General features: G+C 64.9%; 12 protein-coding genes. 8 read left to right on the forward strand and 4 right to left on the reverse strand.

Annotation, left to right across the window (positions count from 1 at the left end; translation table 11 throughout):
* Positions 1–67 precede the first annotated feature (67 nt).
* A complete protein-coding gene (locus I2H31_RS21350; RefSeq protein ID WP_196295089.1) occupies positions 68–1,474 on the reverse strand; it encodes a PQQ-dependent sugar dehydrogenase in 1,407 nt (468 codons plus the stop codon).
* Positions 1,475–1,614: 140 nt separating this feature from the next.
* Here I2H31_RS21350 and I2H31_RS21355 point away from each other — a divergent pair, with 140 nt between their 5' ends.
* The 5 genes from I2H31_RS21355 to I2H31_RS21375 all read left to right on the forward strand — a co-directional run bounded on the left by I2H31_RS21355 (position 1,615) and on the right by I2H31_RS21375 (position 6,864).
* A complete protein-coding gene (locus I2H31_RS21355; protein ID WP_196295090.1) occupies positions 1,615–2,067 on the forward strand; it encodes a GNAT family N-acetyltransferase in 453 nt (150 codons plus the stop codon).
* A gap of 745 nt (positions 2,068–2,812) precedes the next feature.
* Positions 2,813–3,091: a hypothetical protein gene (locus I2H31_RS21360; RefSeq protein WP_196295091.1), complete on the forward strand. Its 279-nt coding sequence runs from the start codon at positions 2,813–2,815 to the stop codon at positions 3,089–3,091.
* Positions 3,092–3,118: 27 nt separating this feature from the next.
* Positions 3,119–4,957, forward strand: coding sequence for a heparinase II/III domain-containing protein (locus I2H31_RS25710; RefSeq protein ID WP_196295092.1), 1,839 nt, complete (start codon positions 3,119–3,121; stop codon positions 4,955–4,957).
* A gap of 89 nt (positions 4,958–5,046) precedes the next feature.
* Entirely contained in the window at positions 5,047–6,465 is a 1,419-nt protein-coding gene (locus I2H31_RS21370; RefSeq protein WP_196295093.1) for a hypothetical protein, read from the forward strand.
* A 171-nt stretch (positions 6,466–6,636) separates the two neighbouring features.
* The gene (locus tag I2H31_RS21375; RefSeq protein WP_196295094.1) at positions 6,637–6,864 is read left to right on the forward strand and encodes a hypothetical protein; all 228 of its coding nucleotides are present in this window, start codon (positions 6,637–6,639) and stop codon (positions 6,862–6,864) included.
* 429 nt (positions 6,865–7,293) lie between these two features.
* On the opposite strand, the gene I2H31_RS21380 is transcribed toward I2H31_RS21375, so the two are convergent.
* From I2H31_RS21380 to I2H31_RS21390, 3 genes are all read right to left on the reverse strand, one after another.
* A complete protein-coding gene (locus I2H31_RS21380) occupies positions 7,294–7,905 on the reverse strand; it encodes a DNA-3-methyladenine glycosylase (RefSeq protein ID WP_196295095.1) in 612 nt (203 codons plus the stop codon).
* 5 nt (positions 7,906–7,910) lie between these two features.
* Complete coding sequence (locus I2H31_RS21385; protein WP_196295096.1) at positions 7,911–9,836, reverse strand: carboxypeptidase-like regulatory domain-containing protein; 1,926 nt, start codon at positions 9,834–9,836, stop codon at positions 7,911–7,913.
* Between the two features lie 65 nt (positions 9,837–9,901).
* On the reverse strand, positions 9,902–10,903 hold the full coding sequence (locus tag I2H31_RS21390; RefSeq protein WP_196295097.1) for an aspartate-semialdehyde dehydrogenase: 1,002 nt from the start codon (positions 10,901–10,903) through the stop codon (positions 9,902–9,904).
* Positions 10,904–11,092: 189 nt separating this feature from the next.
* Here I2H31_RS21390 and I2H31_RS21395 point away from each other — a divergent pair, with 189 nt between their 5' ends.
* The 3 genes from I2H31_RS21395 to I2H31_RS21405 all read left to right on the forward strand — a co-directional run bounded on the left by I2H31_RS21395 (position 11,093) and on the right by I2H31_RS21405 (position 17,649).
* The gene (locus tag I2H31_RS21395) at positions 11,093–14,515 is read left to right on the forward strand and encodes a lamin tail domain-containing protein (protein WP_196295098.1); all 3,423 of its coding nucleotides are present in this window, start codon (positions 11,093–11,095) and stop codon (positions 14,513–14,515) included.
* 190 nt (positions 14,516–14,705) lie between these two features.
* Entirely contained in the window at positions 14,706–16,268 is a 1,563-nt protein-coding gene (locus I2H31_RS21400) for a DUF1800 domain-containing protein (RefSeq protein ID WP_196295099.1), read from the forward strand.
* 163 nt (positions 16,269–16,431) lie between these two features.
* Positions 16,432–17,649, forward strand: a complete 1,218-nt coding sequence (locus tag I2H31_RS21405) for a DUF1501 domain-containing protein (RefSeq protein WP_196295100.1) — start codon at positions 16,432–16,434, stop codon at positions 17,647–17,649.
* The last annotated feature ends 12 nt before the right edge of the window (positions 17,650–17,661 follow it).

Below are 17,661 nucleotides of genomic sequence, written 5' to 3' on the forward strand. Positions count from 1 at the left end.
GCCTTCTTCACAACAAAAAAGCCCCGGCAAGTGCCGGGGCTTTTTTTGGGCTGTTGGTTTTGGCGGGCTATTCCACCACCAGCTTGCGGGTGGCGCGGCCGCCGGGCCCTTCGGCCTGCACCCAGTAGGTGCCGGCGGGCAGCGAGCTTACGTCGAGCACGGCCGTGGCGCTGGCCGGCCGGAACTCGCGCACCGGCCGGCCCAGCACGTCCTGCAAGGTGAGGCGGGCCACGAGGGCCGGCAGCTGCACCGTGGCCGTGCCCTGGGCGGGATTGGGGAAAACCTCAAAGGCGAAGCTCGCCACCCCGGCGCGGACCGCCGAGACAAACGAGCGATTTTCGAGCACGATGATGCGGTCGTCGGTGGGGTCCGGGGTGCCACCCAGCTGGCCGCGCAGGTTGCTGGTGCCCACGTACACTTTGCCGTCCGGCGACACACAGATGGCCCGCAGGCGGCCAAAAGCGCCCGTCAGGTAGTCGGCGCGGGAGGTGATGGCCGTGCCCGCGGCATCGAGGGGCAGCTGCAGCAGCTGCTGGCCCTTCAGCGCGGCCAGCAGCAGGCTGCCGCGCCAGCCGGGAATGGCCGGGTGGTCGTAGTAGGCGAGGCCGCTGGGCGCGATGGTGGGCGTCCAGGTGTAGAGGGGTTCGCGCACGTTGTTGGCGGTGCAGAAGGCGGCTTCGGCGGGCAGGTTGCAGAAGCCTTCCACGTCGGGCCAGCCGTAGTTGCGGCCGGCCTCAATCTTGTTGATTTCGTCGTCGTTGTTGGGGCCGTGCTCGGAGCTGTAGAGGCGGCCGTTGGGCAGGCGCACCAGGCCCTGCGGGTTGCGGTGGCCCGAAGTATACACCAGGCTGTTGGGGGTGGGGTTGTCGGCCGGCACGGTCCCGTCGAGGTTCATGCGCAGAATCTTGCCGTTGACAGCCGCCTGGTTTTGGGCCAGCGAGGACTGCGAGGCGTCGCCGGTGCTTACCAGCAGCGTCAGGTCGGGCAGGATGAGCAGGCGCGAGCCGCTGTGGGTGTTAAAGGCGGTGATGTTGGCGAGCAGCACCGCGGGCGCGCTCAGCGTGTTGGCTGCCGCCGAGTAGGTGTAGCGCACCACCTTTTCCTTCAGCACCCCGGCGTCGGTGTAGTTGTACACCACATATACGTAGGGCGAGGTGGAAAACTGCGGGTGCAGCGCCATGCCCAGCAGGCCGCTTTCGCCCACCGCCGTTACGTCGGGCAGGGTGAGCAGCGGCAGCACCTGCCCCGTGGCCGGGTTGATGCGGCTGATGCGGCCGTAGCGCTCGGTGGCCCACAGGAAATTATCGGGGCCCCACACCAGCTCCCATACCACGTCGAGGTTGGAAACCAGGGCCGAAGCGGTGACGGTGGTGGGGCCCACCGCAAACGTGCTGAGCACGGGCCCCTGGGCCGAAGCGGCCAGGGGCAAGGCACCGGCGCAGGCGGCCAGCAAAGCAAGGCGTAGAAATTTCATAGCGTTTGACAATTACGTGAAAGGGAAATGATTACGGGTTTGGCTGAGTGACTAACGCAGCGCGCGTCGTTTCGGATGCCGCGCCGGGCCGCCCGGCGCGGTTTTGTAGCTTGCGGCCGCATTCTTCGCCCCCCGAGCCCATGCCCGAATTTAGCCCCCACACCCGCCCCGATGGCTACTCCCTCAGCACCGACCCGGCCCGACTCGACGTGGCGGCCATCCACCGCTGGCTGAGCGAGGAGTCGTACTGGGCCCGGCACATTCCGCGCGCCACCGTGGCGCGGGCCATTGCCCATTCCCTCAATTTCGGCCTGTACGCGCCCGACGGTGCCCAGGCCGGCTTTTGCCGCGTGGTGACGGACAGGGCCACGTTTGCCTGGCTCTGCGACGTGTTTGTGCTGCCCGCGCACCGCGGCCGGGGCCTCTCCAAGTGGCTGGTGCAGCAGGTGCTGGCCCACCCCGACCTGCAACACCTGCGCCGCCACCTGCTCGCCACCCACGACGCGCACACGCTGTACCAGCGCTTCGGCTACCAGCCCCTGGACCGGCCCGAGCGGTGGCTCGAAATCAAGCAGGAGAACCCCTATGGATGAGCCGGAGAACAAAAAGCATGATTATTAAAATCGCCGTTTTGGTGAACGCGCGGTTCCTTGCACCCTCTTCCGCATGCCAGCGGGTTTGCCAGCTCCGCCCGCGAGAGCGGTTTGGTGGAGCCAGGCAGGTTCACACTAAAACAATTGCGACAAACTGGTGCTAAAAATGAAGCTGGACGCGGCAAAAGACCGAATAGTATTATAATTAAACCACTCATTATCAGATGCTGAATGAAATGTTTATCTTCTGAACGAGTGCTGTTAAAAATGAGATAGCGCTTAGGCGCTTAAGCGGGGACATTTGTAAAGCGCACCGGGTAGCAAGGCGATGCACAAGTCTGGTTTCTACTGGGACGCCTTCTTCTCCGAAAATCCCCATTGGTGAAGAAACTACCATACTTTTTGCTGCTGAGCTGGCCAGCCCTGGGCGCGGCCGCCAGCCAGCCCATTTTGCCTTTCTTACCGGGCCCCGAATGAGTCAGGATACGGCCTCACAGTGTCCCTTCCGGAAGTCGAATTCAGTACTTCTGCGTGGGGCAGCAGGTCAAGGAATCCGCCAGCAGCGCTGAAGGATTTGTCCAGCAATTATTCCTTCCTGACGACTGGCAAACACAAGATTGCCAGCCACGCATCTACCATGAGCCCATATTCCTTGTTGTCTCTCCTGCTTCTGCTTGCCCGCCGCACACTTGCGCCGCGCCGCACCTGGTTAGCAGGAGGACTCTTACAGCTTTGCTTGGTGGGAATGGTGCCTGCCAAAAACCTAAGCACCCCATCCGCGGCGTTCCCGCGCCCACATCCCTACCTGCTGACCACCCCGGCCCGCATCCGGCAATTGCGCCAAGCCATTCTCACTCCCTCCTGGCAGGCGCGTAGCTGGCAGCGGCTGAAAAGCTGGGCCGACCAATTGCTGACGGAGGACCTCACGCTCCCGTCCCGCGCGGGCAACTGGGAGCACTACTACATCGATTCGCTTTCCGGCGTCGCCCTCGCCCGGGGCAAGCAAGTGGGCGACTGGCAATGAGAGCATTACAACTCCCAAACGGGGCAGGTGTTTCGCGGCACGCCCACCGTTGCCGCCCGGGATTACGATGGCGTCATTATCGGCACCGTGCACGACATTTGGGCAGTGGGGGTGGTCCAGCTCGGCTTGGCCTATCAACTCAGCCAGGACGAGCGCTACGCCCTCAAGGCCCGGCAGATTCTGCTGGCGTATGCCGAGCTGTACCCGCGGCTGCCGCTGGTCAACAAATCACGGGGCCGGGACCCCAAAGACGTCAGTTTTGGCAAAATCCACGACGAGACGCTGTACGACGCGCTTTGGCTGATTGACATGGCGCAGGGCGCGGATTTAATCTGGCCCCGGCTCTCCCAGCAGGACAGGCGGCGGCTGCAAACGCGCCTTTTCTTGCCCGCCGCGCACCAAGTGGCCCAGCCCGTTCAGCCCGGCCTCAACATCGTGTGCTGGGAAAAAGCCGCCGTCGGCATGGTGGGGCTGTTGCTGCACGACCAGCCCTTAGTTACGCAAGCGCTGGCCGATTCCGCCCACGGCTATGCCTACCAGGTGCGGCACAATATTACGGCGGAGGGCTTCTGGGCCGAGCGGGCGACGGGCTACCAGTTCTACACGGCCCAGGCCCTCATCACCCTCGGCCAGGACGCGACCAACGCCGGCGTTGCCGTGGACCTTGCCCCTTTGAAAAAGCTGCTGGATGCCCCGCTGCAACTGGTGAATGCGGAGTTCGTCATCCCGGGTTTTAACAATTCGCACCCCGCCCACGTGCTTGAGCTGGAATACCTCTACGAGTGGGCGTACGCGCAGTTCCACGACCCGGCCTATGCCGCGATTATGCGCCGGCCCACCCGCGGCCATACCCCCAGCCGTGGCCCCTTTTTCCTGGATTGGGCCCTGCTCTACGGGGAGCCCGCGATTCCGCCCATGACGCCGCGCCCCATCCGAAGCGTCAATTTTCCCGTCCTGGGCCTGCTGGCCAAAGGCAGTGGCCGAAGCAACACCTTGTTGTACCTGAAGTACACGCCCGTTGCGGGCGGGCATTCGCACCAGGAGCAGCTCAGCTTCGTGCTCGTGAAGGGCGGCGAAATGATTGCCGTTGACCCCGGCGTGAACACCTACGCCGACCCGGCCCACCTCCGCTGGTACAAAAGCACGGCGGCCCACAACACCCTGCTGCTGGACGAGGCCCCCCAGCAAAACTCCACGGCCCGGTGCCTGGCCTTCGGCAAAACCGCCGGGGTAGACTACCTGACCATGGACACCCGCACCGCCTACGATTCCGTTCGCCTGATTCGCACGGCCGCCCTGTTGAGCGAGAACCTGGTGCTCCTGGTGGACCAAGCCCAAATGCAGCCGCCGCGCAAGCGGCTGGCCATAGCCTACCACCAGGCTGGCCACTGGCTGGATTCGCTGCCCGGGGAGCCGTGGGCCAGTCGCCGCGGGGGCTTCCCCTACCTGCGCCACCCGCGCGTTGCGCACCAGCAGCGCGCCGTGTCGCTGGCCAGCCGCCTGCCCTCCGGGCGGCTGGTGCGGGTGAGCCTCGACGACAGCACGCCGACCGACGTGATTACCGCCAGCGACCCGGCCGTGACCAACGGGGAAGTGTCCTCGGTTTTCTTTCAGCGCCCCGTGGCCCCGGCCATGGCCGCGGCCTGGTGCATCGCATTAGACGGGCAGCGCGTCGACTTGGAGGTGGAAGACGTTTCTCCCCCCCAGCGTGCTCCCCGTGCCGCGCCAGTGCTGCGCATCAAGGTGCACACGGCGCAGGGGCAGCGCTGGGAAGTAATGGTTAACGCGGACCAGCAGCCAACCTCCTCAGGAAACAGCTCACCGCTGCAAGTCCAAGCCTTAACCGACTCTAAAACAACAAATTGAAATTTTCAGACTTTTTTGTAGTATGGATTCATCGTAGCCTAACTGCTTGCCGTTCGCGCCTGTCTTCCTCCGGTACTTTTCCCTTTCCCATGAATTTTCGCTACCCTTTGCTGTCACTGCTGGCTTTAAGCAGTTCGCTGGCCCACGCCCAACAGGCCGCTCTTCCTTCCGCTCGGGTGGAGGCCCTACCTCCGCCCTTGCATCCTGAGCCTGCCCCGCGCCTCAACACCTCTTTTGAAGAGGCGTCAGAGCCCGCCATCAGCGGGTCGCGCCTGCAACCCGTGCGCGACCCTCGCTACGCCCGTACCGGAACGAGTTCGCTGCTCATGGTTGGTGGAGCCGCCCGGGCGTACTTCTCGCTTTCCCGGCTAATGCCGGCCCAAGCGGGCCAGCCCCTTACGGCAAGCCTCTACGTCAGCTATCCCGCCCAGCCCCGCGCGGCCGCGCATCTGGTGCAAGCGGCCAGCCTGGCCGCAGCGGCTTATGGGCAAAGCCCGGCCCTGGCGCCGCTTCCGGCAGAGCAGCCCGGCCGGGCCACGAAGCGCCTGTTTCCTTATCTGGGGCTGGGGGTGTCATTCACGCCCTGCTTCCGGCCTTCGCGGCGCGCTGTTCCCCAGGCGTACCTGAGCTATTCGGTTTACAACGCCGACACCGTTTTGGTGGCCTCCGGCAGTAGCGCCGTGAACCGTTCGGCCCGCGACGACTGGCAGCACCTTGCGTGCACCTGGACCATGCCCGTGGATGGCTTTGTCCAGCTCGCCTTCGTTAATGAAAGCCCCCGGCCCGTTCGGGTGGACGACCTTTCCCTGCTCGTTGCGGCGCCCTCCCCTGTTGGGGCAGACTCCCCTGCCGACCCCAACCGCAAACGTGGAGGGTCGATTGCCAACAATTCGGAATCAAATCTGGATGGCGGCTGCCTCGGCGAAGTCGTCGTGGGCTCCCCGCCCTTCTGCGAGGTCTATCCCGAGCAATGCCCGCCCCCGCCCCCACCGGACGAACCCGACCACAACGGCCCGCCCGAACCCAACCCTAACGACCCACCAGACACCACCGACCCGGACTCCAATCCAGGGGTGGGTGCGGGTCCGTCGGAGTGCAGCGTTTGCAAAGATGCTTGCAAAACGGCTTATGCCAGGGCCGAAGTGGCGTATGCGCGAGCGATAGCTGCCGCCAATTCGGACCGTACGGTCGCGGCCACGGCTTTGCTGGCAGAGATAGGTGCTTGCGCAGGAGCGGCCGGTGGATTAGTGCTCAAAGTCTCGGCCGAAGGCCTGATAGTGATTGTCATTCCTGTCATCGGAGAGGTGGTGGAAACCGGTGCGGTGGCAATAGCGGTTTTAACCGGGCTGGGCGTTTTCGCCACTTGCGGTACGGTTGCAACCCTCGTCTACTTAAACACTATCGACCATATTGATGCCGACGTCGCGGCGGCCGAAGCCTCCCATGCACAAGCGTACGCGGACTATCTGTCCAATACGATAGGCTGTGGAAGCTGTCCCACCCCATGATGGGGCACACCAGGTGGCTTCCGTTACGCCACCGCTATCAGCGGTGCCTCCTGGCCAAGTGCTGCCCGCCGGCGCATCCCTTGCCCTACCTTCAGCTTGGCAACAGTCTTCCTGGTAGCGTGCCAACCGCCTCTGCAACAAGCCAACCAAGTAACCCACTATCCCAGAAGCATGAACCCTGCCCTCGATTCCCCTTCCTTCCTGGTTTTTAGTGTGCTTGCTTTCTTCACGGAAGCGGTGATTCTGCTTTACCTGCTGCACCTGGCCCCTAAAAAGAACCGCAACACCATCGCCGGAGCCTTCCTGCTGATTTTCATCTCCTCGGTTGCCCTGGTATTCTATGTGCTCCATGGGGGCTTTTCCCATGGAGGCTTTTCCAGCGCTGCCCACAAACCGTGAAGACGGGAGGACTCAGCCCAAGAAAGGCACTCTGCGACGGAGGAATTGTGCGGCCGGCCACGGGCTTGCGGCTGCTCCTGTGGGCAAGAGGCGTTTCGCACGGAATCGTCCTGCACAAGCTGCGACTCCGCTCCAGGGTTGTCCTGCCCACGGCGTGGTTCCCGCTAACCCTGACTGCTTGGCTTCTGGGGATGTTATTTGCTGCACAACCCACGACTGGCCTCGCCAGTAGAGTGGTCGAATTATAGACTGGATTTAGTAAAGTGCTGTAACCGGGAATCTGCAACTGTTGCACCCACCCTAGTGTCCGGATAGCGTTTAAGAAACCGGTTCACCCATCCATGTTCACGAAACTCGACTCAGCCATGCGTTTTGTGAACTCAAATTGCGCCCGAAACTACCCGTCCTCATGCGTACCAGCTAAGAGCCTCACTTTGCTGGGCTGGTCCACAGGTTGCCCTTGATGCGGAACCGCCACGGCAGCCCCGCTGCCTCGGGCCCAGCGTATTCCAGCCCCACGCGGGCGCTGGCCACGACATTAGTCTCTGCGATTTCCTCGCCGTGGTCTTCAAACCAGATAACCTCGCCCGTCACGGGCCGGCCGGTGAGGGCCGGCGTAATGCCCAGGGCCTGGCTCAGCACCCCGGGACCGGCCGTGAGGGCCCGCCTGGCCTCCGCCAGGCCGCGGCGGCGCAGCATTTCCTCAATGCCCACGGTGGGCTCCACGGCCCGGATGAGCACGGCGTCGGGGTGGGCGGCGTCGTGGGTGGCGATATTGAACAGCGCGTGGCGGTTGTAGACGGTGTAGATGTAGGCCGCGCCGCCGGGCACGTGCAGGCCCTGGGCCTGGCGGCGCTTGCGCTGCAGGTGCATCGTCAGCGAATGGTCGCCCTCGTGCCGGTAGGCTTCGGTCTCAACCACCCGGCCGGCGGTGATAACGCCGTCGATGTTGGTATAGAGGTGCTTGCCGAGCAGCTCGCGCGCAATGGTCAGCACGTCAGGGCGCTGGAAAAAGGCGGCTGGCAGCTTGGAATGCGGCATAATCTTCAGCGGACGCGGTAGCGCAGCCCAATGCTCAGCAGCCAATGTTGCTGCTGCCACGGCAGGCGCGTGGTGGGCTGGTCGTTCACGCGCAGGTCTACGTCGGCGCGGGGCAAATCGACGGTCGCGCTGCTCCGGAACAGGAAAAAGCCGCTTTCCTCATCCAGCTGCAGCTGCGTTTTGCTGCGCAGCGGCACCAGGTAGCTGGCATCGGCCACCAGCTCAAACCGGTGGCTGAGCTCCAGGCCCAGGCCCAGGCTGGGGCGCAGGGCGTCAATCACGGTCTGGAGGCGGGCGCTTAGCTCGTCGGCGCCGAGGTGGGTGCCGGCCACGCGCAGGCCCGCATCGGGGTTGTCGAAGCGGCCCAGCGGCAGGTCCACCGTCTGGCGGATATAGCCCAGGCCGGCGCGGCCGTAAAACGGCCGGTGGCGGGGCGTGAAGTTGTGCTGATAGCTCAGGCCCGCTTCCCAGCCGTCGCCCCCGAACTGCCGGTGCAGGCGTTGCGTGGCCAGGCGCGCGGCCAGTTCCCGCGTCAGGGCATACTCGTACTCAAACTGCGTGAAGAGCGTCAGGTCCTGGGCGCGCACCGAAGCCGCGCGCTGCACCTGCAAGCCGTAGCCGGCCGGCGCATACGCCACCGCCAGGCCCGCGGCGGGCACGGCCAGCGGCCAGGCGCCCGCGTGCGTACCGTAGCTGAAGCGTCTCAGAAAGCGGTCGAAGGCACTTGGTTTTTTCTCCTGCGGGTGGGTGCCGGCTTCCGCGGGCTTAAACAACGAGTTGGCCTGCTGCTGGCGTTGCTGGTCGAACAGGCTTTTTTGCAGCGCCGCTGCGGGCAGCAACGTGGTGTGGCCCTGCCAGAAGGCCGAGTCGTAGACCACTTTGTTGCGCAGAAACACGTCGTAGAGCTGGGCCCGCTCCAGGTAGCCGGGCCGGGCCGTCTGGGCCGTGTCGATGGCCGTGGTCAGGAATTCGCCGAAGAACTTCAGCGGCGGGCCCACCGGCAATTTGGCTTCGGTTTGCCACCACACGGTTTTCAGGTGCCAGCGGCCAGCGTAGGGCTGGTACGCCACCCGCAGGCTGCGCGAGTCGGCCACGTCGCGCGCCCCGCGGCGCAGGCCGGCGGGCGTGTAGTGCCACTCGGCCCCCAGGAAGGCGTAGCTGTCCTGCTCGATGTACATGCGGCCCTCGAAGGCCGCACGGCGGTTGCCGGCTTTCGGCCCGAAGGTGATGACGTACACCGCTCGGTCCTGAAACGTGCTGCCGGGCGCCAGGCGGTAGTCGTAGTCCTTGAAATGGGCGGCGTCGATGAATTCCGAGCGGCGGTGCACAAAGTCGCCCATGTGCGCAATGAACGGCCCGCCCGCCCAGTCGATGCGAATGGGCGTACGGTCGCGCCGCAAATCGACCTTGCGCGACTGCTTTATCTGAATTTCGCCGTCCGCCGTGCGCCGCAGATACGATTCCTTAAAGGCCAGCACCAGCCCCTCGGCCAGGTAGCGCGGCTGCCCGGCCGGGTCGTTGTCCGACTCGCGGTAGAAACCCGTGAGCTGGGTGGGTCGCGTGGGGTAGTTGCGCGGAATGCGCGCCACGGCTTCCCGCACAATGCCCAGCACCGAGCCCGTCACCTGCACCTCGCCCAGCGCGGCGGGCGCAATTTTCAGCTCAATGCGCAGCTCCGGCCCCGGCAGCGGCGGCAGGGCGCGGGCGTATTTGCGGTAGCCCAGCAGGGCCACTTCCAATTGCTCGCCCAGCAGCGCCGGCGGAATGCTCAGCGCAAAGCGTCCGTCTTCGTTGGTGCTGGTGCCAATACGGTTGTCGGCCACGCCCACCTGCGCGTTCGGGATGGGCTGGTGCGTTTCGGCGTCGACGACCCGGCCGCGCAGCAAAATGGGGCCCTGCGCCAGCGCGGGCCCCATTTTCAGGAAAAGCAACAGAAGAAGAAAACAGCGCATAAGCCGACCGTGGATGTTCGTAGCCCCAACGCCGCGGGCGCGGCTTAATTGCCGGCCGGCACCTGCTGGCTCACCAGGTACTCGGCAATCTGCACGGCGTTGGTGGCGGCGCCTTTGCGCAGGTTGTCGGCCACCACCCACATATTCAACGTTTTGGGCTGGGTTTCGTCGCGGCGCAGGCGGCCCACCAGCACGGCGTCGCGGCCGTGGCTGTCCTTGGGCATGGGGTAGCGGTTGGTGCTGGGGTCGTCCACCAATTCCACGCCGGGCGTGCGGGCCAGGATGGCGCGCACGTCGGCCAGCTCAAATTCCTCGGCAAACTCCACGTTGATGGACTCCGAATGGCCGCCCATCACGGGGATGCGCACGCAGGTGGCCGTCACGCGGATGCCGTCGTCGCCCATGATTTTCTTGGTCTCGTTCACCATTTTCAGCTCCTCCTTGGTGTAGCCGTTGGCCTCGAACACGTCGATGTGCGGCAGCACGTTCAGGTCGATGGGGTGCGGGTAGGCGGGGTTGGCGGCGGGCTGGCCGGCGCGCTCCTCCAGGAGCTGGTCCACGGCTTTTTTGCCGGTGCCGGTCACGCTCTGGTAGGTGCTCACCACAATGCGCAGCGCTTTGTAAGTCTTGTGCAACTCATTCAGCGCCACCACCATCTGAATGGTAGAGCAGTTTGGGTTGGCAATGATTTTATCCTCGGGCGTGAGGGTGTCGGCGTTGAGCTCGGGCACCACCAGTTTCTTGGTGGGGTCCATGCGCCAGGCCGAGGAGTTGTCGATGACGGTGGTGCCCACGGCGGCAAAGCGCGGCGCGTGCTCCTTGCTCACCGAGCCGCCGGCCGAGAAAATGGCGATATCGGGCCGGGCCGCGATGGCGTCGTCCATGCTCACGACGGGGTATTTTTTGCCCAGAAACTCCACTTCCTGGCCCACCGACCGGGCCGAGGCCACGGGCAGCAGCTCGGTGAGCGGAAACCGGCGCTCGGCCAGCACTTTCAGCATCTCGGTGCCCACCAGGCCGGTGGCACCCACAACAGCAATTTTCATGGAAAAAGCAGAAAAATAAAAAGCTGCGCCCTCGGCGGGCGCGCAACGGCAAATGTCGCCACAAATGGACTACTTTAGACGTCGCGTAGCCCTGCGCCGCGCTTAATCGGGAATGAAAACGGAGCAATGAGGAATTGCTTTTTCAAGTTCCCGGGCTCGTTTTTCGCTACTTACTCCTCATTGATTTCAATGAAACACCTATACTTTCTGCTTCTGCTCTTGCTGCCCGGCTTCGCCCAGGCCCAGCTGCGCGACGATTTTTCGGATGGCAACTTCACCGCCAACCCCGTCTGGACCGGCGACGCAACCGGTTTCCAGGTCGCGACCCAGCAGCTGCAAAGCAACGGCCCGGCCGTGACGACCACCCAGATTGCCCTGAGCACGCCCTGCCAGGCCACCACCGGCACGGTGTGGGAATTCTGGGCCAACCTGAAGCTGGCCACCAGCTCCGGCAACCTGGCCGACGTGTGGCTCATGGCCTCGGAGACGGACCTCAAAAACGCCAACAACAAGGGTTACTTCGTGCGCCTGGGCGGCACCGCCGACGAAGTAAGCCTGTTCCGCAAAGACTCGACCCGCGCCGCCGTGCTCGTCATCGACGGCCTCGACGGCACGCTGGCCAGCACCACCAACAACCTGGTGCGCGTGCGCGTGACCCGCACCACCGCCAACCAATGGACCCTGGAGCGCGACCTCACCGGCGGGCGCACCTTTGTGGCCGAGGCGGCCCAGCCCGTGGACGCCACCTACCAGCGCAGCGTGGCCATGGGGGTGTTTCTGAACTACTCCGCCACCAACAACCGCAATTTCTACTTCGATGACTTTGCCGTGACCGACGCCACGGCGCCGCTCCTGGCCCGCGCCGTGGGCTTCAGCGCCCGGCAGGTCGACGTGGTGTTCAACGAAGCGGTGGACCCGGCCAGCGCCAGCCGGGCCGCCAACTACCGCCTGCAAAGCGGCGCGGTGCCGCTGTCGGCGCAGGTGTCGGCCACCAACCCGGCCGTGGTGCGCCTCGCGTTTGCGGCCGATTTCGCGCCCCAAAACGTGGTGGAAGCCCGCAACGTGGCCGACCTCTACGGCAACGTGGCCACCGGGCCACTCACGGCGCCCTTCAGCGCGCCGCCGGTGGCACCTGCGTTTGGCGACTTGATTATCAGTGAGATATTTGCCGATGAAACGCCGCAAGTAGGCCTGCCGCTGTCCGAATACGTGGAGATTTATAACCGCAGCACCACCAAAATCCTGAGCCTGCGGGGCGTGCGCCTGGGCAAAGGCGGCAGCACCACCTACGCCGCCTTTGCCGATACGGCCAAGCTGCTGCCCGGCCAATACGCGGTGGTGTGCGGCAGCACCCGCGTGAGCCAGTTTGCGCAGCCCGGCGTGAAAGTGTACGGCCCCACCAACTTTCCTTCGCTCACCAACAACACCGACCAGCTCATCCTGCGCGGCCGCGACGGCCACACCCTGTTCGAGGTGCAGTACTCCGACACCTGGTACCACGACCTTGCTAAGAAGGACGGCGGCTGGAGCCTGGAAATGATTGATACCAACAACTTCTGCGCGGGCGCCGCCAACTGGACGGCCAGCGCCGACCCGCTGGGCGGCACCCCCGGCAAGGCCAACTCGGTGCGCGCCGCCAACGCCGACACCCAGGCCCCCGCCCTGCTTCGCGCCGAGCTGCTGAGCACCACGCTGCTGCGCCTGTATTTTTCGGAAAAGCTCGACAGCAGCTCGGTTGGCAACTTAGCACGCTACACCGTCACGCCCGCCAACGCGGTGGCCGGCGCCACGCCCGTGGGGCCCGATTTTCGGACGGTTGACCTGACCCTGACCACCCCCGTGGCTACCACGGCCATTGTGAGCGTGAGCGTGCAAAGCGCCACCGACTGCATCGGCAACGCGAGCGGCGCCCTGCAAACCACCACCGTGGCCCCGCCCAGCACGCCGGCCGTGGGCGACCTGATTATCACCGAAATATTCGCCGACGAAACGCCGCCGGTGACTCCTAACTCGCCGCCGTCGGAATTCCTGGAGATTTACAACCGTAGCGCCACCAAAACCATCAGCCTGCGCGGGGTGCGCCTGGGCAAGGGCAGCACCGCCACGGTGGCCGTTTTTGCCGATACCGCCCGCCTAGCGCCCGGCCAGTACGCCGTGGTGTGCGGCAGTACCCACACCGCCGAGTTTGTGCAGCCCGGCGTGAAGGTGTACGGCCCCACCAGCTTCCCCGCGCTCAGCAACGGCGGCGACCAGCTCATTTTGCGCGGCGCCGACGGCCGCACGCTGTTTGAGGTGACGTATTCCGACGCCTGGTACCGCGACGCGAAAAAGAAAGAGGGCGGCTGGAGCCTGGAAATGATTGACCCCAATAACTTCTGCGGCGGGGCCGAGAACTGGACGGCCAGCGTGGCCTCCTCGGGCAGCACCCCAGGCAAAATCAACTCGGTGCGCGCCGCCCTGGCCGACGCCACGGCCCCCACCCTGCTCCGCGCCGTGGCCCTGAACGCCACCACGGTGCGGGCGTATTTTTCTGAAAAGCTGGACAGCACCTCGGCTGCCATTGCCGGCCGCTACGCGCTGGCCGCGCCGGGCCCGGCCGTGGTGCGGGCCGCGCCGGTGGCGCCCGATTTCCGGCAGGTCGACCTCACGCTGGGCGCGGCGCTGCAAGCCAGCCGCCCCACCACCCTCACCGTGCAGCTGGCCACCGACTGCGTGGGCAACGCCAGCGGCCCGCTGCAATCGGCCGGGCTGGCGCTACCGGAACCGGCCGTGAGCGGCGACGTGGTCATCAACGAGTTGCTGTTTAACCCGCGCACCGGCGGCGTGCGCTTCGTGGAGCTGCTGAACCGCAGCAACAAGTTCATCGACCTGCAGGGCTGGCAGTTCGGCAACCTGAAGCCCGACGCCAGCGTGGATGTCGACGTGCTGGGCACGAGCCCGCTGGTGATGGCCCCGGGCCAGCTGCTGGCCTTCAGCACCAGCAGCAGCAACCTGCTGGCCTACTACCCCACGTCCAGCGACGCGGCCAACCTGGTGCAGCTGAGCAGCTTCCCGACTTTCCCGGACGAAAGCACGGCGCTGCTGTTCAACGCCGTGGGCATTGAAATTGACCGGTTTGCGTACAGCAAGAATATGCATTTGAGCCTGCTGGCCTCTCAGGAAGGCGTGTCGCTGGAGCGCATTCGGGCGGCGGGGCTGAGCAACGGCAGCAACTTTCACTCGGCGGCCAGCGCGGTGGGCTACGCCACGCCCGGCCGGCCCAACTCGCAGGCCCAGGACGCGCCCGGCGGCAACCAGGAGCTGACCGTGGAGCCCGAAGTCTTCACGCCCGACGACGACGGCCAGCAGGATTTTGCCACCCTCAACTACCACCTCGACCAGCCCGGCTACGCCGCCACCGTGACGGTATACGACGCCCTGGGCCGCCTCACGCGCCGCCTCACCCGCAACGAAACCCTGCCCACCAACGGCTTCGTGCAGTGGGACGGCGTGGACGACCGCGGCCACAAGGCAGCCGTGGGCTACTACATTTTGCTGGTCGAGCTGTTCCGCCCCGCCAGCGGCGAGAAGCGCGAGTACAAGAAGACAGTGGTGCTGGGGGCACGGTTTTAGGAGCGGTGCTTAACTGAGGGGCGTCTGTCATCCTGAGCGCAGCGAAGGACCTTCTCACGTCGGCTGTCGTCAGTATTTACTGCGGGTCGTTCAACGGTGAAAAGGTCCTTCGCTGCGCTCAGGATGACAGACGCCCCTCAGTTATTCACTCCTCATTAAACGAAGTGCCGCTTTTCCCGTCTTACCAGACATGAACAGCGCCCAGCAACTCCAGCACCTGTACTGGCGCGCCGGCTTCGGCCCGCGCCCCCAAGACGTGGCCGCCGGCCTCAGCCCTCGCAAAGCCCTGCGCCAGCTGCTGCACGATTCCGAGAAGTACGAGCCCCTGGCCGGCCCGGCCCTGAACTACGCCAACCCGCAGGGCGCGGTGATGACCGACCCGGCCTCGCTCACCAAAAAGCCGGTGCCCGACGGCACGGTCACGACGCCGCCCGACCCGACCATGGCGGCCGGCGCGGTGCCGCTGCTGCGCCCGCGCTCGGCCCTGCGCGGCGGCACCATCGCGGCCGGGGCGCCGCGCCTGCGCCGCGCCGACCTCACGCCCGCGCAGCGCAAGATGCAGAACGAGGGCATCCGCGACGCCTTCAACAACATGAGCACGGCCTGGATGGACCGCATGGCCACGTCGCCGGCACAGCTGCGCGAGAAGATGGTGCTGTTCTGGCACGGGCACTTTGCCTGCCGGGTGCGCCAGCCCGACGCCGCCCTCAGCCTGCACAACGCCATGCGCGAGCACGCGCTGGGCAAATTCCCCGACCTGCTGCTGGCCGTGAGCCGCGAGCCGGCCATGCTGCAGTTCCTCAACAACCAGCAAAACCGCAAGGAGCACCCCAACGAGAACTTTGCCCGCGAGGTGATGGAGCTCTTCACGCTGGGCCGCGGCAACTACTCCGAAAACGACGTGAAGGAGGCCGCCCGTGCCTTCACCGGCTGGGGCTACGACTACCAGAACCGCTTCAAGTTCCGGGAACGGGAGCACGACGCGGGCTCGAAAACCTTTCTGGGCAAAACCGGCAACCTGACCGGCGAGGACGTGCTGCTCCGCATTCTGGAGCAGCCGGCGGCGGCCACGTTTCTGGTCACGAAAATCTACACTTTCTTCGTGAACGATGTGCCCAACCCGGCCCACATCGAGCCGCTGGCCCGCGACTTCCGCAAAAGCGGCTACGACCTGGCCGACCTAATGGAGCGCCTGTTTTCGGCCGACTGGTTTTACGACCCGGCCAACGTGGGCACCCACATCAAGAGCCCGGTGGAGCTGCTGGCGGGCATCCGGCGCACGCTCAACGTGAAGATTGACAACGACAAAACCCTGCTGGGCTACCAGCGAGCCCTGGGCCAAAACCTGTTTCAGCCGCCCAACGTGGCGGGCTGGCCCGGCGGCCGCAACTGGATAGATTCGTCGTCGCTGCTGCTGCGCCTGCAGCTGCCGGCCATCCTGTTCAAAAACGCCGAGTTTGCGGTGGCGTTGAAGCAGGACGAAAACGACATCGCCCCCAACCTGACCAAAACGGAGCGCACCGTGCGGCCCGGCGCGGGCGCCCACCTGCCGCTGGCCCCGCTGCAACAGCTGCTGGGTGCCACGCCCGCCGCGCAGCAACCCGAGAAGCTCAGCCAGTTTCTGCTCCAGACGCCCATTCGGCCCGAAAACCTGCAGCTTGCGCAGCAGGCCGCCCAGCAGAAAGAGTCTGCCGAAGCGCTGCGCGCCACGCTGGTGACGCTGCTGAGCCTGCCGGAATACCAGCTGGCGTAGTTAAGGACCATCATGTCGAAGAACGTCATGTCGAGCTTGTCGAGACATCTCGCGTGTGTTACTAACTCAATCGATTGAATTAGTGGTGGCGCGCGAGATGTCTCGACAAGCTCGACATGACGGCCAGTAGTATTTTTTTCTTCCCTTTCCCCCGAAACAAACCATGGCTACCTCCCGCCGCGACTTCCTCCGCAATTCGGCCCTGGCCAGCACCTTGCTGCTGGTGCCCAAGTTTCTGCACGCCCTGGACCGGGGGCCCGGCCTGGCCCGCCTGAGTAACGCCCCCGGCGCCCGGCGCCTGATTGTGGTGCAGCTCAGCGGGGGCAACGACGGGCTGAACACCGTCATTCCGTTTCGCAACGACCTGTACTACAAGGCCCGGCCCACGCTGGGCATCCGGGAAGCCGATGGTATTCTGGCCCTGGACAAGGACCTGGGCCTGCACCCGGCCCTAAAAGGCCTGAAAGGGCTGTATGACCAGGGCCATCTGGCGGTGCTGAACTCGGTGGGCTACCCCAACCCCGACCGCTCGCACTTCCGCTCCATGGACATCTGGCAGTCGGGTTCGGGCTCGGAACAGGTGGTGAGCACCGGCTGGCTGGGCCGCTACCTCGACTCGAACTGCCCCGACTGCCAGCGCCCCTACAACGCCCTGGAAGTGGACGACACCCTGAGCCTGGCCCTGAAAGGCAGCCAGCGCAAGGGTCTGGCCCTGAAAAGCCCCGACAAGTTCCACCAAATCAGCCAGAACCGTTTGCTTGCCAAGGTGAGTAAGGAAGCCAGCACCGAGCACCACAGCCAGGTAGACTACCTCTATAAAACGCTGGCCGAAACCGCTTCCTCGGCCGATTATCTGTACGACAAGTCCAAAATCTACCAGTCGACGGCGACGTACCCGAATTCCGACTTCGGCAAAAACCTGAAAACCACGGCCGAGCTGATTAATTCCGGCGTGGAATCGCGGGTGTACTACCTGGCTTTGTCGGGCTTCGATACCCACGTGCGGCAGCACGAGCAGCAGCAGCGCCTGTTCACCGACCTCGGCGACGGGCTGGCCGTGCTGGCCGCCGACCTGCAGAAGAACAACCAGTGGGACAACACGCTGGTGCTGGTGTTCAGCGAGTTTGGCCGCCGCGTGGGCCAGAACGCCAGCAACGGCACCGACCACGGCACGGCCAACAACGTGTTCCTGGCCGGCGGCGCGCTTCAGAAAAAAGGCGTGATAAACGACGCCCCCGACCTCGCCAACCTCGACCAGGGCGACCTGCGCCACCAAGTGGACTTCCGCAGCATCTACGCCAATATCCTCAAAGACTGGCTGGGGGCCGATGATGCCGCCATTCTCGGCACCGGCTTCGAGCGCATGAGCGGCTTGGTGTAATAGAAGTATGAA

The organism is Hymenobacter ruricola, from assembly GCF_015694525.1.
Taxonomy (GTDB): domain Bacteria; phylum Bacteroidota; class Bacteroidia; order Cytophagales; family Hymenobacteraceae; genus Hymenobacter; species Hymenobacter ruricola.

Coding starts and splice junctions, on each gene's coding strand:
- I2H31_RS21390 (WP_196295097.1), bottom strand. CDS start 10,903: ATGAAAATTGCTGTTGTGGGTGCCACCGGCCTGGTGGGCACCGAGATG.
- I2H31_RS21350 (WP_196295089.1), bottom strand. CDS start 1,474: ATGAAATTTCTACGCCTTGCTTTGCTGGCCGCCTGCGCCGGTGCCTTG.
- I2H31_RS21375 (WP_196295094.1), top strand. CDS start 6,637: ATGAACCCTGCCCTCGATTCCCCTTCCTTCCTGGTTTTTAGTGTGCTT.
- I2H31_RS21370 (WP_196295093.1), top strand. CDS start 5,047: ATGAATTTTCGCTACCCTTTGCTGTCACTGCTGGCTTTAAGCAGTTCG.
- I2H31_RS21395 (WP_196295098.1), top strand. CDS start 11,093: ATGAAACACCTATACTTTCTGCTTCTGCTCTTGCTGCCCGGCTTCGCC.
- I2H31_RS21355 (WP_196295090.1), top strand. CDS start 1,615: ATGCCCGAATTTAGCCCCCACACCCGCCCCGATGGCTACTCCCTCAGC.
- I2H31_RS21405 (WP_196295100.1), top strand. CDS start 16,432: ATGGCTACCTCCCGCCGCGACTTCCTCCGCAATTCGGCCCTGGCCAGC.
- I2H31_RS21360 (WP_196295091.1), top strand. CDS start 2,813: ATGGTGCCTGCCAAAAACCTAAGCACCCCATCCGCGGCGTTCCCGCGC.
- I2H31_RS21400 (WP_196295099.1), top strand. CDS start 14,706: ATGAACAGCGCCCAGCAACTCCAGCACCTGTACTGGCGCGCCGGCTTC.
- I2H31_RS21380 (WP_196295095.1), bottom strand. CDS start 7,905: ATGCCGCATTCCAAGCTGCCAGCCGCCTTTTTCCAGCGCCCTGACGTG.